The following is a 14,726-nucleotide window of genomic DNA, read 5'->3' as shown; positions in this document are numbered from 1 at the left end:
ATTCGGTTCCAGTCCAGCTTTACAGAAATTTTTAGATTCTCCTTCCGGCAAAGACCGAAATCCGATCGTAGTTTCTAGAAAAGTAGGAACTCCCTCTTTTCTTGGACTTCGGGAGAATCTACTTCCGCATCTTTGATTGCAATTTATAGAAAGAAAAAATACTACGGAGAATCCATGTTAGAAGCCGCACTCATTCTTCTGGCCTTATCTTCGATGAGTTCTCTCGGGCTCGAACTCACTTCAGAGCAATTGAATTCCACAAAGAAAATGTTTAAGATCGGAATTGGAGTTTGTTTTATCAATCTCTTCCTTCTTCCTCTCCTTGCATTTATCCTCTGCAAAGTTTTTCAACTCTCTTCGGCGATCAGCTTGGGAATCTTTCTCTGCGCTTCTTCGGGCGGAGGCGCCTCCGCGGGACTTTTTATCTTAAAAGCAAAGGGAGCTCCCGGAACCGGCGCGGCCATGTTGAGTCTTTTGAATTTTATGAGTCTTTTTACGGCTCCCGTTCTCATAACGCTTTATGCCGGAAGTTCCCTCTTTGAACTCGAAAAAGCGCTCCGGGTTCTTCCCAAATTATTGGCGATCGGATTTATCTTCTTCGGCCTTCCTTTAGGAATCGGATTTTGGATTCGGAAGACAAAAGAAAACATTGCGTTTCGAGTTTCCCCCTATCTTGTCCGAATTAGCAACCTGGCGCTCGGATTTTCCATTCTCTATCTCGCTTTCAAATATTGGGAACAAATTTTAGAATTCGGCCCCTTCGTCTGGACGACGATTTTTCTTGTCTCGGTTTTTTCCTTTACGAGTGGAATTTTTTTGTTTAGAGAAAAAGCAGAAGATAGAAGGAGCATCGGAATCGTAAGCGGAATCAGAAATCTTTCTCTCGCCCTTTTTTTAGCGAATGAACAGACGGGAGATCCTCGGGTTTTGATCACGATTCTACTTTACGGTTTTATTATGTATTTAGCTGCGTTTCCCGCTTCTTTTTTTTGGAGACGCTGGAAGAATGTTTGATCAGATTGAAAAGTGCGATTCTTAAATACAAAAGGTTTCGAGAGAAGGATGTGAATTTTTGTCGCGATCAAAGATCGTAGAATTTTTAATTTTGAATCTTTTCGAATCGCAGGGGAGAATCTTTCGATTCTCCCCCTTCAGAATTTTAAGCCGCCTCTTTTTCTCTTCTTCCCGGTAAGCCGTCAAAACGAACCGTATGAACGACGACCTTCATCTTACTTCGATTGCCTCCGTCCTGTGCTTTCCAACGATCCTGCCTGAGCTCTCCGATCACGGTCGCTTTTTTCCCCTTCTTGAGATATTCGTGGCAGTTCTCCGCCTGCTTCTCCCATGCTTCCACGTCGATGTAAGAAACCTCGCTCGGATGATCCGGAGTCGATCTGTAATCGTGGTTCACTGCAAGAGTAAACGTTGCAACGCTTTTTCCGCTGTTGAGAGTTTTGAGTTCCGGATCTGCTGTAAGATTTCCGTCCAGAATGATATGCGATAGGTTTTTCATTGTTTTTCTCCTCAAATCGAGGGAGTTTTTCCCCCTCGCCTCTTACGGTTCCTGAGCCGATCAACGCGGAGCGAATTTTAGAATTTTTTTTAGAAAGAATTCTTTTTTTTTGAGGTTCGTCCTTTTGGGATTTTCTCCCTTAGAAATATTAGAATTTTGGAATTCTTCCTCCGACAAAGTATCGTCTCGAAAAAAAATTCAAAACCGGGCTTTGAAACGTCTGAATGCGGAGTTTTCCCAAAAACTCAAATGTAGGAACTCCCATAGGAATTGGGATCACAAGAAGCCTTTTCAAAAGCTCCGAAGTCGCTTCGAGAAACAATCTGTCGGAACTCCTGTTTTCTTACCACGAACTTTCCAACTTTCCAGGTCTTACAAAAGTGGAATTCTTTGGTTTTGCGACAAGGTCTAAAACTCGATAAAATTCGGAATCTTTTACGCCGGAAAAACTTTCTCGGATTCTATTTTTTGGAAATCGCAATGGAAGAATTTTTTCGGTCTTCTTCTTTTAGGGTATTCAATTCGATCCGAAGTCTCTCCAAATCGCCGGATCCTTTAGCGCGATAAACTCCGCGAAGAAAATTCTTTCGATCGATGAGATAAACATTTTCCGTATGAACGAAATCGTTCAGATCGTCCTTTCCTTGGATTACTTTGATATCAGCGCCAAACTGATTTCTTGCAAGATTGAAAATTGTCTTCTTAGAACCCGTCAAAAAAATCCATTGACTCTGAGAAATTTTATACAGAGAACGGAATTTTTTTAAAACATCCACGGTATCGATTTCGGGATTGACCGAAATGGATACTATCTGCACGTCCTTTTGATCCGCGATCTTAGGAAAAAAAGTCAACATGTTCCGAGTGATCATCGGACAAATCCCCTTACACTTCGCATAAAAGAAGACGACTAACGTGTATTTTTGTCCAAGATTTTTGAGATTGAATTCCTGATTCTCGTGCGAAACAAGAGAGAACTCTGGAAGCTTTTTGAGATCAGAAGGGAATACTCCGTTCTCTTCCGGCCAAAAAGGATCCATCACATCACCTTTAAAATACGGGAGAATTCCGTCCTTTGGAGAAGAAGAATAAGTAAGTTCGGGGTAGAATGTTTCCTTCTTTTCGTCACAACCGATCGAAAAGAAAAAAATCAAAATAGTACATAAGATTCTCATCATATTATTTTTCATTCCGATTTTTTGATAGGTTCGCAGATTTTGCTTCCCGGGAGTCCGAATGAACTTCCGTCGGTTGCTATCACCGTATTCATATAAATCTGACCGTTTCGATTCCATTTTTTTGAAACGAGGATTTTCCCGTCCTCGTCGTATTTTTCATAGAGAAAGGGTTTGCCGTTATCGTGCCATTCCCACCGATCGTTTGTGTATTTTCCGTTTTTGAATTCGGAATAGAAACGGTTGTTTCCGTTCGGAAACCAAGCCCTATGAATCCCCACCTTTTGTCCTTTTTCGAATCTTCTTCTTTCCAATACTTGACCGCTTTGATTCCGGGAAATAAATTCTCCGTCCTCCATTCCATTTTTGTAATGTGCGAATTGTGTTTCCCCTAAGGCCGGAATCTCCGTTCGAATGATTCCTTCAAAAGGTTTGTTCAAATAGAAAACCCGATCCTGAGCCCGCACAAGACCCGGATCGGAGAAATCAACCGTCGAACTTTTTTGACAACTCGAAAAGACGAACGTCAAAAGAATCCCAAGGACAAAAGGAAAATTAGTTCGAAACACTTCCCACGGTACCGTAAAAGAAGGATCCCATCAAAGTATCGATACCCGCAGTTGCGTCCGGAGCAAAATGGTAATGATAGGTAGGAGTGGAAAAATGAACCGTAACGGCGGTATGACCGTGTAAGGAATCCAAAACAGGAGTAAAATCGTCTCCGGTCGCGGCGGTACCCGAGTCGCATTTTTTTCCGTAAAGCGCGTATCCATCCAAGATGATTCCGATTAGATTCGCGTCGTTGTTACTCACCTTCGAAACGCTTGCATGATGATGATACACTCCGGTGTTTTGAGGATGTCCTCCGAAGTTATCAAAGGTAAGCGCTTCCACGGCTAAAGTATCCGGTGGATTGGCCGCGTTGTTGAAAATTGCAAGCCCGTTCACGGTGATTCCTATGGAAACATAACCGCTCTGAGTTCCGACTTTTCCAGTTCCTTGGGTCGGGGTCGACGGGATCGAATAGGTTATTTTTTGACTGGAAACGGAATTATTTCCCGCGGGTGTGTTACCGCCGGGAAGCGCTTCAAACAAAGGAGAAGTGGAACCGTAATAGTAACTCTTGGTGTTCGGAACGTTTTGAGATTTAAAGATGTAAGAATTTCCTGAAACATAAGCCGTAGAACATTTAAAATTATCTTTGATCCAAGCCGGAAGAGCCGAGTCCATACAAGTAGTCACGCCAGTCACACAACCGGAGGATGAATCGATCGTAGCGGTCGTTTTGGAAACCGTAACTCCCGTAGTCGCGAGAGTTCCGTTACAAAACCCGCTGGCCGCGATCACTCCCAAAGTTGCGATCGTCAAATCGTCGTTCGATTCTTCCTTTTTACAAAGTAGAAAGGAAAGGCTCAATATAAGAATAAGAATCGTTTTTTGAATCATATTTTCTCCTTTTTTGTCAAGCGCCTTGGCGCATTGTTCCATTGACACTTGAGTATAAGGCAGTGGACGAAAATCGTCGACCGAACCAATCGGCTAAGACTCGTTTTTTTCTCTTTTTTCGGAGATGTAGAGCGAAGGAGTAGTTCCCATAATCCTCTTAAACGCCTGATTGAACGTGGATTTGGAATTGAACCCCGCGTCGAAGGCCAAATTGAGAACCCCGGCTTTTTCCTCCGGAATCGTATCCAAGAGTCGAATGAATTCCCGAACTCGATATTCGTTTATAAAATTGTAAAAATTCGTTTCCAGGACCTCGTTTAACGCCTGTGTGACGTGCGCCCTCGGAACTTTCAAACTTTCGGCCAATTGATCTAAGGAGAATTCGCAGTCGAGATAAGGTTTTTTCAGATCCATAAATTCTTTTATAGAGACCGCGTATTCGTTTAACTTTCCGAATTCCAAACCGGATCGTTCGTATTTTCTCTTTTTAACGGCGGGGACAGAATCGTTTTGTCCGAGAAGCCAGGCGGAATGAATCATACTCTGACGAACCCCGAATAAAGAAAATAAAATCGTAAAGATCAGAATATCGTATCCTCGAATCGGAGGCAGATTTCCTTCCAAAGAAGAATCCGAAAGTTCATTCCAAAAAAAGAATACGGTTTGATAGATCAAAATTAGAAAAACGAGAACGATCAGCAGTTTCAACCATCCAAACTGCAACGACTCGATCGCCGGATTGATCGGCTCTTTTTCCAATTTGTAAATTCTACAATAGCTAAAGATAGAATAGAAAAGCAAAGAAACAAAAGTTGTCCTTTTTAAAACCCATCCCGCCGGACCGAAAAAAAAGTCCGACAACCAACGCGATTCTTCTTGGATTCTAAATAGAAAGAATAAAAAAACAAAAACAAGATACGGCAGAAAATGAAACCAATCTTTTCTCCTGACTCCGATACCGGTGATATCCTTTAAATAAAGAAAGAATAATGGCCCCAAGAGGAGCTGAGGAATATGAAAAAAATCGAAATACGATCTTCCAAAACCTCTTCTCAATAGATGAGCGAAGTGAAGACAGCTAAGACCTAACAGGAAAAAGACGAACCATCGATCAAAGGAAAATCGATGCCTTTTGAACCAAAGAACAAAAATCGCAAAAAAGGTGATTGTCAATGAAATCGCCGGAATTGGAAAACCGGGAGGATGCGACGGACCAACAGGAGGCATGAATGAAAAATTTCCTTTTTGTAAAGATTGCAAAATGAATTAAGGAAAGGATAAAATTTCGATGATGTAAATCAAGTCCTAAGAAAATTATTTTTCTTTTCTGAAGTTCTTAAAAAAAGCAACATGGCCTCCTGCGATGATCCAAAAGAATCGAAAAAAAAACGAGATCGTATTCGAAGCCAAAAAAATCGGTAAGATCTACAAGATGGGAGAAATCGAAGTTCCCGCGCTTCACGACGTAGATTTGGAACTCATATCCGGAGAGTTTGTGGTTCTTTTAGGGCCGTCCGGTTCGGGCAAATCCACTCTTCTGAACATTTTAGGGGGACTCGACACTCCCACCTCCGGCGAAGTGCGATTCCAAGATCACGACCTATTCTCGAGCGACGATCAAAGTCTTACCCTTTATCGAAGGGACCACGTAGGATTCGTATTCCAATTTTATAATTTAATTCCGAGTCTTACTGCGCTTGAAAATGTTTCCCTGGTGACCGAACTTAGCTCTCATCCGATGACCTCCGAGGAAGCGCTCGAACTCGTCGGACTGATCGAAAGAAAGGATCACTTCCCCGCACAGATGTCCGGTGGAGAACAACAAAGGGTCGCGATCGCAAGAGCCATCGCCAAACGGCCGGACGTTCTTCTCTGCGACGAACCGACCGGTGCTCTGGACTTCAAAACCGGCAGAGTCGTCTTGGACGCGATCTCAAAGGTAAATCTGGAATTGGGAACAACAACTGTTGTAATTACGCACAACGCGACAATCGCGCAGATGGCCGATCGAATCGTAGAGATGAGGGACGGAACCATCGTTTCCAACAAAAAGAATTCCCGTAAAAAAACGACCCGAGAATTGAACTGGTGAAAACCCTCGATCGAAAAGTTTTTCGAGAAATGAAATCTCTCAAAGCTCAGGGGATCACGATCGCCTTAGTCGTCGCCGCAGGAGTGGGGGTTTTTGTAGCTTCGAGAAGCGCATACGATTCTCTTTTTTCGGCGCGCGAAAAATTCTATTCTTCCTCATACTTCGCACAGGGATTTGTCTCCTTAAAAAGGGCCCCCGAATCCGTTCTTCAAAATCTTGTCGACGTTCCCGGAATCGGAACGATCCGTTCTCGAATCGTCCAAGAAGCCGTATTAGATATTCCGAATGAAACCCTTCCGACGTCCGGAAGATTCGTTTCCTTATCCGAAGGAATCAACGTTCCTCATCTCCGCTTGGGTCGGCTTCCCAGAGGGAACAACGAAGTTTTGTTAAGCGAAGCCTTTGCGATCGCAAACAAACTCGTTCCCGGAAATCGGATCGTCGGGATTCTGCAAGGTGAAAAAAAAATTCTTAAGGTTACCGGAGTCGCGTTGTCTCCGGAATACGTTTATATATTCCGAGGAACCAATCCTCTTCCCGATGATAAACATTTCGGAATTCTATGGATGGATCGAAAGGGAATGGAGGACGCCTTTGGAATGGTCGGTGCGTTCAACGACGCGGTGTTCACGTTCGCACCCGGGGCCCAAAAGACCTCGGTTCTCAAAAGAATGGATCAAATTTTGGAACCCTACGGGGGATACGGCTCTTACGACCGGGACAAACTTCCTTCCCATTCTTTTCTCAGAGACGAATTCAAACAACTCAGAACGATGGCCTATTCTTTGCCGATGATTTTTCTCGGGGTCGCCGCATTCTTACTTCATATCGTCTCCACGAGGATCATCGCAAAAGAACGGGAGCAGATCGCCACCCTGAAAGCATTAGGATATTCGAATCTAGAAATCGCTCTGCATTATCTCAAAATCATTTCCGTGATCAGCGGTCTTGGATCCGTTTTTGGGGTTATGGTCGGAATCTGGCTCGGAGATGCGATGAAAAATTTATACGCCGAGTTTTATCGATTTCCAGACCTCGTTTTTATTTTCAATCCTTCCCTCGGACTTCTGGGAGTTTTTATCGGAGTTCTTTCGGGTGCGTTAGGAACCACCTACTCGATCCTAAGAGTTCTAAAATTGGATCCTGCTCAGGCGATGCGTCCACCGGTTCCGATGAGTTTTAAAAAAAACTGGATCGAGTCTTATACAAAGTCCCTTTCAACACAAACCCGAATGATTCTTAGAAACCTAACGAGAAGACCGGTGAGAACTTTGATAGCGATTTTAGGAATTTCGACTTCCGTAATGATTATGGTTCTAGGGATGTTTTCAAGGGACGCCGTAAACGCGATGATCGAAATCCAATTCGATCTTCTACAAAGAGAATCGATCACGGTTTCCTTTTTAGGACCGGTTTCCAAAACGGCTGTGAACAATCTTCAAAAAGATCCCGCCGTCCTTTCCGCAGAAGGTTACAGAATGATTCCGATCCGGATCCGTACGGGGCATCTTTCCAAGGAAATGGCGCTTCAAGGAATTCCAAACGATGCGGAACTGAGAAGACTCGTGGGAAAAAAAAGAAATATTCTCACTCCTCCAAGTTCCGGAATTTTTTTGAATTCAGGAGTCGCTGAAAAGTTAAAAATCAAAACCGGCTCTCAAATTCAGATGGAAGTCTTGGAAGGAAATCGCAAGAAGACAACGGTGAGAGTGGACGGGCTTGTGGAAGAACTTCTCGGCCAAGGCGCCTATATGGATCTGAACTCCGTAAATCAATTGTTAGGCGAAGGTGAAAGTGTGAATCTTATCGCGCTCAGAACTGACGCAAAGGAAGAAGCCGGACTTTTATCGAGATTGAAGGATGTACCGAAAATTTCGGGAATTTCCACACGTGCCGGAAGTCTCAAAGTATTTACGGATACAATGTCCCGGAGCACACTCGCGACAACGGTGATTCTTTTTATATTCGCTTCCGTCATTTCGATAGGTGTCGTTTATAATACGGCGATGATTTCCTTATCCGAAAGGATTTTCGAGCTGGGAAGCCTAAGGATTCTCGGTTTTACAAGGGACGAAGTATTTAGAATTTTAGCGGGAGAATTGGGATTCGAGATCCTAGCCTCTCTTCCGATCGGTTGTGTACTTGGATATGCGTTCGCGTATCTATTGATGACGACCGTAGAAACCGAAGGATTCAAAATTCCGCTGATTATCTCGTATAAAACCTACGCTGTCGCAATTCTTATGACATTAGCGACTTCCGTGCTGAGTTATTTTATTTTGTATTCAAAAATCAAAACCATGGATCTTTTATCGATCCTAAAGATAAGGGAATAGATATGAATTGGAAGGAAGATTGGAAGGCGATCGTTTCGAATCAAAAATTCAAAGTTGCAATCGGAATCGGGATTCTCGTTTTACTTTTATGGTTTTTATTAAAACCAAAACCGGTGGTATCCGAGACTGCAAAGATCGTAAAGGGAACTTATCAGCAGATCATCGAAGAGGAAGGAATCACGAGAGTTCAGGAAAAGTTTACGATCTATTCTCCAGTAAGCGGAGTTCTCAAAAGGATTCATAAGAACGCAGGAGAATCGGTAAACAAAGGGGAAACCCTTGCGATCGTAAGATGGGACATCGATCGGTCCGTAAAGTCGCCTATCAGCGGTAAGGTGCTCAAAGTGATACGAGAAAGCGAAGGTCCAATCGAAATGGGGGCCCCTCTTCTCGAAGTCGGAAACACGGATCGTTTGGAAATTTCTGTGGAAGTTCTTACACAAGAAGCGGTTCATCTTCATTCCGGAAATCCGGTGGAAATCGAAGGTTGGGGCGGCGGAAAATTGGAAGGCAAATTGAGAATGGTGGAACCGGCCGCCTTTACAAAAATTTCATCCTTGGGGGTGGAAGAACAAAGAGTAAGAGCGATTGTCGATTTTGATCCTCCTTCTACGATGGGAGAAGGATTTCAAGTTCGTTGTAAGATCATAAGCGATAAAAAAGAAAACCAGACAATCGCTCCTACCGCGGCTTTGTTTCGGGAAGGAGACGATTGGTTCGTCTTTCAAGTTTTGAAAAACAAAGCGAGAAAAACAAAAGTTACAATGGAAGCCAGAAGCGGGGAAAACGCATTGATCGTCGGCGGCCTCAAAGAAGGAGACGAAGTGATCTTATATCCGGGCGAAGGGATTCAAGAAGGGGCGAAAATTCGATAAAAAATCAAAAAGATATAAACCATACATTAGTAAATTATAATTTTTGATACAACTCTCGAATCAAAAAAAGGAAGATTAAAGATAAAATTAAAAAAAATCTGTCGGAACTACGACAATTCAACTGTAAAAGGCGCGCGCCCCGCCCTGAACTTGGGTGGAGGGGAGCGGTGGCGGGAAAAACCTCGGCAGGCTTTTCTCTATCAGAAAAGCACACTTTCTGCAACTAAAATTCCTCTCGTCGGAGCTACGACAAGATCATTCTGAAGAGGGCAGTCCCAAGAAAATCTCCTCAACCCTTGAATGAGTTGGAGCGCCCTCGCCCTTTCCCCAAATTCTCCTATAAAAAGAAAGACATAAGTAAAATTCAATCCCTGGACTTTTTTACACCAAAGAATCGGAAGGGCAAAGAATCCGAGAATGATCTAAGACAACCCTTCATTTGTTCCTACAGAGCTTCTCCTGAAAAAAAGGTTGTGGACACGGGAGCGTAAAGTCAGTCGGCTCCCGCATAAGATCGAAACCGTATTTTCTTACAAATGCGGCCGCAAAACCTGCAGCATGCTCGGAAAGTCCGGAATCATCGCACCCCAAGAAAAAAGTAAATCCAAAGAATCAAAACACATTCATAAATTTGAATACAATAATTCTGTTTTGAAACAGGATTTCGGATCTCCGAAAAGAAATCAAACGCCGGAAAGACCTTTCCTTGCGCAAAACAGTCACGGAAACCGAAACAATGCTTCCGACCTCAACGACTGAAAGCCTCTTCCAATTCCTCAAAAACACCAATACTTAATAAGTCCTGATCTCGAGAATCCAAAAAAGAATCCTGAACCCAAAACCCAACATAAGAGCTCAAACTCAAAAAAAGAACCAGCGAAGCGCCGAGGATTCTTTTGTTTCTCGTCTCTTTTTTATCTCTTCGAACCACGTTAGACGAAATATGTTTCACCCAATCTTGATCCTGTTTTCTTTTTAAAATTTCTCCCTTCATAGGAGAGGAATTACGGTTATTCATAAAATTTCTCCTTTGTTCCGACCCGTTTCATCATCTCTTTTCCTCGCGCGGCCCTGGACTTTACCGTTCCCGGTTTTACGCCCATGGTTTCGGCGATTTGTTTTTCGGTATAACCCGCCAGATAGAATTCCAAAACCCTTCTGTATTTATCTGGGATTTTGACTAAAAGGGAACGGAGTAATCCAATCACTTCCAGAGAATTATTTTCGGCATCACCCGACTTTCCATTCATGTTGGAATTTCCAGTGATAAAGTCTTCCGGTTTTTTCGAGCGGGCTAACTTATCGGCGCGTTCTTCTTCTCTTTTCAGTTTATCGTTCATTCTCAGGGATTCGTTTCTGGCGATCGCGTACAGCCAAGTGCTCATTTTTGATTCCTTGCGGAATTGATCTTTTTTTAAGGCTTTGTATGCACGGAAATAAGTTTCTTGCGCCACATCATCGATCGCGTAAGAAAACCTCTCTGCGAGGTTTTTTTCGATCGCAGAGAGGACAATGTCCCTAGTGGAACTGACGATATCCGTAAATTCAGATTCAGTCATCATGGTGATGATGTTTCTTTTGAAACTCTGTAATCAAATCCACAAATTTATTTCTTTGATCCGGAGTGAGAATCGTATGAAATTCAACAGCTTTTTTTGTCATAAATTGTCTCATCTCCGTCATTTTACTCATCTCCAATTCAAACGATTTGTTTATCTTTTTTTCATCCAAGGTTGGCTGACGAAACTCTGCGAGAGCTTCCGCAGGAATACGAGGCCCCTCGAGTTTTAGTTCCTTTCTCTTAGACAGAATCTCGTCTTTGATACGATTAAGTTCTTTCTTTTGAGAATCGTTTAGATCCAATTCGGAGCTGATCTTTTTTACTACAAACTCTGCTCTTTTTTCAGGAGACTTATAAAATCTACATCCGCCCGCAAACAACGCAGCTACCACAAGAATCAGACCGGAAACTTTAAAAAATCCTTTCATTGGATTCCTCCCATTTTCTAATCCTCTGACCAAATCTCCAAACTCAGGTTCCATTTTTTTAAAGAGAACTAGGATCGTTTTGAATTTCATTCTCGTAAACGAAAGGTAATTTCAGAAGGCTCATGATACTTTTTTCTCGAGTTTCAGACTTTTTCAAAATATCGATTCCGTAGACGACCTCCTGGATTTCGTGAATGGAAAAAGTTCCGAACATACGATCCCAAAAAGAAAATATATTTCCATAATTTCGATCCGAATAGGGCTGTTTAAAATGATGATGTATCTTATGTAAACCCGGGGTAATCAGGACCAAGGAAAAAAAACGCTCTAAACGTTTCGGCAGACGTGTATCGATATGTGTGAGTTGAGCGAATAAACCGGAAAGAGTCTGATATAAAATTAGAATCTCGATCGACGCTCCTAAAATTCCCACTCCCAAAGCGGTTGTAAACGCTCTCAAAAGTGCTTCGCCCGGATGATGACGGAGCGCGGTGCTCACGTCAACCGAAACATCGGAATGATGCACTATGTGAAAGCGCCATAAAAAAGGAATCTTATGCTCCAAAAGGTGAGTGAGATAAACCGCGAAAAAGTCCAAAAATAAAATCGAAAAAAACACAGCGCTCCATCCTTGTATTCCGAAAATCTGGAGAATTCCGTAGCCCCTTGAGATCGAAAACGATACGATCGTTACGATCAATCCGGCCAGAATCAGATTTATCACAAAAGTCGTAAGCCAAAAGATTAGATTGATCCGCGAGTGATACAATTTATTTTTCAGACTTTTAGGAAGTCCAAAGACGAGTTCCAAGAACCAAGCGAAGACAAAACCTGCGATCAAAATTAAACTTCTCTGCGTAGAAGTCAAATCACCCAAAAATAGGAAATTAATTTCCATATAAGCCACCTTTCTTAAATACTTTGGGGCCAAAGGAAAATCTTGCCTTCCTCCCATACGCAGGCTAAGTTCGTTCAAAATGTCAACTTTTTTTGAGAGGTATACGAATGCGGGAAGGAATAGATTCGTCCTTGATCCTTTTTTTGATCACCGGACTCCGTGATTCGATCCTGAACGAAATCGAAATCGAATATAAAAAATCTCCGGTTCAGCCACTTCTACCGGCTCAGGGCGCCGTTTTATGCGCTTTGTCGAAAAGAAAACAGAGCATGCGCGACATCTCGGCAAAAATTCTCCGTAACCAATCTTCGATTACTCCGATCATACAAAGTCTTGAAAATCTAAAACTTATAGCCAGAACCCCTTCGGAAAAAGACCTGCGTATCACTTTGGTAAATCTAACCGAATCGGGAGTCCTCGCAAGAAAGGAGATCCTACGTCTTTCCCGCAAGGTACACCTCTGGCTTTTTTCCGGAACGACGACGAAGGATAGATCCGAACTTTTTCGGATCCTCCACCGGATGCGGGAAAATTTGATTCAAAAACACACCGATAGAACAAGGACTAAAAACAAGTAAGCGATATTCACCGTCAGTTAAGAATGCTGATATCTTCCTTTTTGATTTCATATTTGATAGCGAGGCGATCCACAAGAGTGGAAAGCAACTGTTCACCATTCTTGATATAATAAAACTCCGGGTTCACTTTGATGACAATACTTCGTAGACTCGGAAGTTCTTTTAGAAAAAATGAAATTTCTTGCACTAACTTTTCGACACTTTTTCCGTAAGGACAACCCTTCAACTCGACCCCTGTTCCGTGACCGGATTTGTCCAAAGGATGCATCTCGAAAGGATACGCTTTTTTATCGATGAGAGAATCCGTACGAATCCCCAAGCCTTGACAGATTTTTTCCAGCAGGACTTGTGTATCGACCGGTTTCAAAAGATAAGCGACAAGTCTTTTGTTATGTGCCGCTTGAATGATCGTTTCCTTTTCATTGCTAACGGTTAAAAAAATAATTGGAGTCGTGCGGTTGATTTCCGGAATTCTTTCTAAAAGACTAAGACCGCTTTGTTTCGGCATTCTATTATCGGTAAGAATCAAATCGTAACGCCGTTTCCTAAGTTTGATTTCCGCTGCAAAGCCGTCGACGACATGATCCACTTCGAAATTATATCTTTCCAGATGACGAATAAGAAGTTCGGCGTTATTTTCGTCGTCTTCAGCAAGAAGAATCGAATAGTTCGGTACGATTTTCATTCCTTTCTAATCTCCGATAAAGAGTAAACTTACATTCTTCGCTTACTTTTTCTTTTTGACATTGATTTTGATAAAACCTTGTATCATCTTTGAAAACTCGTTTCAAAATAATATCAAGGCGCCTAACTATAATTCTATTTTCTTTCCAGTGCAAGAAGCGTGAGATCGTCCGAAAAACCTTCGTGACCGACTCCCATAAAACGATCCACCTCGGAAAAAACTTTCTTACACAATCCTTCCAGAGTTTCGTTTTCGGAAGAATCCAAATTCGAAAGAAGACGTTCCTCGGTAAACATCTCCCGGTTCAAATTGAAAGCTTCAATAATTCCGTCCGTATAAAGAACCAGACGATCGCCGGGATTCAAATGGAACGGCACCGTTTCCAATTTGAGCGGAATCAAGTCGGTAAGCAAAGCGCCGGTTTGATTAAAAACGCGAGGCCTTTTTCCCCTGCTCAGAAGAACGGGTGGACAATGACCGGCGTTGGTCATTCTTCCTTCTCCGGTTTTGACGTTTAGAGTTCCGAGAATCGCGGTAATAAAATGACCCGCAAATTTTCCGGCGAGAGATTCATAAATATGAGCCACACCGTACTCCGGATTTTGAATAAACGATCCCCAATTCGAATAAGACATCTTCACCATCGAAGCGAGCAATGCCGCAGAAACTCCGTGACCCGAAACGTCACAAATAAAAAAACCGAGAGTCAGACGTTCCTCGTCGTAGAGAAAGTCCACAAAATCTCCGCCGAGTTCCATCATGGGTTCGTAAAGATATTGTAGATCCAAATATTTGGACTTTGGAAGAGTAGCCGGCAAAAGAGCGCCCTGTATTTTTTTGGCCATCTTGATCTGATGTTCAAGCTCTTCCTTTTGACTCATAATAATTTTGGTTCTCGTCCGCACCGTGTTTTCCAAACGTTCATTCGCTTTTTTTAATTCTTCCTCGGCCTTTTTTCTTTCCACCGCTTGAAAAATTCTCGGAATCATATCCGAGAGGGAACCGACAAATGTTTGTTCTTCTAACGTCCAAGAGTGCCGTTTGCCTACGTGTTCGTTACAGATGATTCCGAGAAGTTTTCCATCCATAAGAATCGGCGCGTCCAACATCGAAAGAATGTTCAAAGGGAGTAGATAATT

The 14,726-nt window shown here is 42.7% G+C and carries 16 protein-coding genes; 5 read left to right on the top strand and 11 right to left on the bottom strand.

Annotation, left to right across the window (positions count from 1 at the left end; translation table 11 throughout):
• Nucleotides 1-174 precede the first annotated feature (174 nt).
• Nucleotides 175-1,014 carry a bile acid:sodium symporter family protein gene (locus JWG45_RS03860; protein ID WP_205278468.1) on the top strand — a complete coding sequence of 280 codons (840 nt, stop codon included), beginning with the start codon at nt 175-177 and terminating at the stop codon, nt 1,012-1,014.
• 145 nt (nt 1,015-1,159) lie between these two features.
• Here the strand turns inward: JWG45_RS03860 and JWG45_RS03855 are convergent, their stop codons facing one another.
• The 5 genes from JWG45_RS03855 to JWG45_RS03835 all read right to left on the bottom strand — a co-directional run bounded on the left by JWG45_RS03855 (nt 1,160) and on the right by JWG45_RS03835 (nt 5,361).
• Nucleotides 1,160-1,513, bottom strand: coding sequence for a single-stranded DNA-binding protein (locus JWG45_RS03855; protein ID WP_205275763.1), 354 nt, complete (start codon nt 1,511-1,513; stop codon nt 1,160-1,162).
• Nucleotides 1,514-1,974: 461 nt separating this feature from the next.
• On the bottom strand, nt 1,975-2,688 hold the full coding sequence (locus JWG45_RS03850) for an SCO family protein (RefSeq protein ID WP_205278554.1): 714 nt from the start codon (nt 2,686-2,688) through the stop codon (nt 1,975-1,977).
• 11 nt (nt 2,689-2,699) lie between these two features.
• A complete protein-coding gene (locus JWG45_RS03845; RefSeq protein ID WP_205278467.1) occupies nt 2,700-3,257 on the bottom strand; it encodes a toxin-antitoxin system YwqK family antitoxin in 558 nt (185 codons plus the stop codon).
• On the bottom strand, nt 3,244-4,134 hold the full coding sequence (locus tag JWG45_RS03840) for a YHYH protein (RefSeq protein WP_205278466.1): 891 nt from the start codon (nt 4,132-4,134) through the stop codon (nt 3,244-3,246). Before JWG45_RS03840 ends, JWG45_RS03845 begins: the two co-directional genes overlap by 14 nt.
• A gap of 93 nt (nt 4,135-4,227) precedes the next feature.
• A complete protein-coding gene (locus JWG45_RS03835) occupies nt 4,228-5,361 on the bottom strand; it encodes a helix-turn-helix domain-containing protein (protein WP_205278465.1) in 1,134 nt (377 codons plus the stop codon).
• A gap of 136 nt (nt 5,362-5,497) precedes the next feature.
• Between JWG45_RS03835 and JWG45_RS03830 the strand changes: the two genes are divergently transcribed.
• Genes JWG45_RS03830 through JWG45_RS03820 form a run of 3 tightly spaced genes read left to right on the top strand, consistent with a single transcriptional unit; the run spans nt 5,498 to nt 9,437 of the window.
• Nucleotides 5,498-6,226, top strand: coding sequence for an ABC transporter ATP-binding protein (locus JWG45_RS03830; protein ID WP_205278464.1), 729 nt, complete (start codon nt 5,498-5,500; stop codon nt 6,224-6,226).
• Between the two features lie 29 nt (nt 6,227-6,255).
• A complete protein-coding gene (locus JWG45_RS03825; protein ID WP_232380508.1) occupies nt 6,256-8,562 on the top strand; it encodes an ABC transporter permease in 2,307 nt (768 codons plus the stop codon).
• Between the two features lie 2 nt (nt 8,563-8,564).
• Nucleotides 8,565-9,437 carry an efflux RND transporter periplasmic adaptor subunit gene (locus JWG45_RS03820; protein ID WP_205278463.1) on the top strand — a complete coding sequence of 291 codons (873 nt, stop codon included), beginning with the start codon at nt 8,565-8,567 and terminating at the stop codon, nt 9,435-9,437.
• 748 nt (nt 9,438-10,185) lie between these two features.
• Here the strand turns inward: JWG45_RS03820 and JWG45_RS03815 are convergent.
• From JWG45_RS03815 to JWG45_RS03800, 4 genes are read right to left on the bottom strand one after another with little or no spacing between them, the layout of a single operon-like run.
• Nucleotides 10,186-10,455 carry a hypothetical protein gene (locus JWG45_RS03815; RefSeq protein ID WP_232380507.1) on the bottom strand — a complete coding sequence of 90 codons (270 nt, stop codon included), beginning with the start codon at nt 10,453-10,455 and terminating at the stop codon, nt 10,186-10,188.
• Nucleotides 10,448-10,999, bottom strand: a complete 552-nt coding sequence (locus JWG45_RS03810; protein WP_205278462.1) for an RNA polymerase sigma factor — start codon at nt 10,997-10,999, stop codon at nt 10,448-10,450. The genes JWG45_RS03815 and JWG45_RS03810 overlap by 8 nt, the downstream gene beginning before the upstream one ends.
• Nucleotides 10,989-11,426: a Spy/CpxP family protein refolding chaperone gene (locus JWG45_RS03805; RefSeq protein WP_205278461.1), complete on the bottom strand. Its 438-nt coding sequence runs from the start codon at nt 11,424-11,426 to the stop codon at nt 10,989-10,991. Before JWG45_RS03805 ends, JWG45_RS03810 begins: the two co-directional genes overlap by 11 nt.
• A gap of 58 nt (nt 11,427-11,484) precedes the next feature.
• Nucleotides 11,485-12,324, bottom strand: a complete 840-nt coding sequence (locus tag JWG45_RS03800) for a sterol desaturase family protein (RefSeq protein ID WP_205278460.1) — start codon at nt 12,322-12,324, stop codon at nt 11,485-11,487.
• 107 nt (nt 12,325-12,431) lie between these two features.
• On the opposite strand from JWG45_RS03800, the gene JWG45_RS03795 reads away from it, so the two are divergent.
• The gene (locus JWG45_RS03795) at nt 12,432-12,902 is read left to right on the top strand and encodes a MarR family winged helix-turn-helix transcriptional regulator (RefSeq protein WP_205278459.1); all 471 of its coding nucleotides are present in this window, start codon (nt 12,432-12,434) and stop codon (nt 12,900-12,902) included.
• A 13-nt stretch (nt 12,903-12,915) separates the two neighbouring features.
• Here the strand turns inward: JWG45_RS03795 and JWG45_RS03790 are convergent, their stop codons facing one another.
• Together JWG45_RS03790 and JWG45_RS03785 are read right to left on the bottom strand one after the other, a co-directional pair.
• Nucleotides 12,916-13,587, bottom strand: coding sequence for a response regulator (locus JWG45_RS03790; protein ID WP_205278458.1), 672 nt, complete (start codon nt 13,585-13,587; stop codon nt 12,916-12,918).
• Nucleotides 13,588-13,721: 134 nt separating this feature from the next.
• A partial coding sequence (locus tag JWG45_RS03785) for a GAF domain-containing SpoIIE family protein phosphatase (RefSeq protein ID WP_205278457.1) occupies nt 13,722-14,726 on the bottom strand: 1,005 nt, incomplete at its 5' end.

Source organism: Leptospira ainlahdjerensis (assembly GCF_016919175.1).
In the GTDB taxonomy this organism is placed as follows: domain Bacteria; phylum Spirochaetota; class Leptospiria; order Leptospirales; family Leptospiraceae; genus Leptospira; species Leptospira ainlahdjerensis.
This window is presented reverse-complemented; position numbering and strand designations above follow the sequence as displayed.

Excerpts from the sequence above, each read along its gene's own strand:
- JWG45_RS03860 (WP_205278468.1), top strand. The coding sequence starts at position 175 with ATGTTAGAAGCCGCACTCATTCTTCTGGCCTTATCTTCGATGAGTTCT.
- JWG45_RS03855 (WP_205275763.1), bottom strand. The coding sequence starts at position 1,513 with ATGAAAAACCTATCGCATATCATTCTGGACGGAAATCTTACAGCAGAT.
- JWG45_RS03850 (WP_205278554.1), bottom strand. The coding sequence starts at position 2,688 with ATGAGAATCTTATGTACTATTTTGATTTTTTTCTTTTCGATCGGTTGT.
- JWG45_RS03840 (WP_205278466.1), bottom strand. The coding sequence starts at position 4,134 with ATGATTCAAAAAACGATTCTTATTCTTATATTGAGCCTTTCCTTTCTA.
- JWG45_RS03835 (WP_205278465.1), bottom strand. The coding sequence starts at position 5,361 with ATGCCTCCTGTTGGTCCGTCGCATCCTCCCGGTTTTCCAATTCCGGCG.
- JWG45_RS03830 (WP_205278464.1), top strand. The coding sequence starts at position 5,498 with ATGATCCAAAAGAATCGAAAAAAAAACGAGATCGTATTCGAAGCCAAA.
- JWG45_RS03825 (WP_232380508.1), top strand. The coding sequence starts at position 6,256 with ATGAAATCTCTCAAAGCTCAGGGGATCACGATCGCCTTAGTCGTCGCC.
- JWG45_RS03820 (WP_205278463.1), top strand. The coding sequence starts at position 8,565 with ATGAATTGGAAGGAAGATTGGAAGGCGATCGTTTCGAATCAAAAATTC.
- JWG45_RS03815 (WP_232380507.1), bottom strand. The coding sequence starts at position 10,455 with ATGAATAACCGTAATTCCTCTCCTATGAAGGGAGAAATTTTAAAAAGA.
- JWG45_RS03810 (WP_205278462.1), bottom strand. The coding sequence starts at position 10,999 with ATGATGACTGAATCTGAATTTACGGATATCGTCAGTTCCACTAGGGAC.
- JWG45_RS03805 (WP_205278461.1), bottom strand. The coding sequence starts at position 11,426 with ATGAAAGGATTTTTTAAAGTTTCCGGTCTGATTCTTGTGGTAGCTGCG.
- JWG45_RS03800 (WP_205278460.1), bottom strand. The coding sequence starts at position 12,324 with ATGGAAATTAATTTCCTATTTTTGGGTGATTTGACTTCTACGCAGAGA.
- JWG45_RS03795 (WP_205278459.1), top strand. The coding sequence starts at position 12,432 with ATGCGGGAAGGAATAGATTCGTCCTTGATCCTTTTTTTGATCACCGGA.
- JWG45_RS03790 (WP_205278458.1), bottom strand. The coding sequence starts at position 13,587 with ATGAAAATCGTACCGAACTATTCGATTCTTCTTGCTGAAGACGACGAA.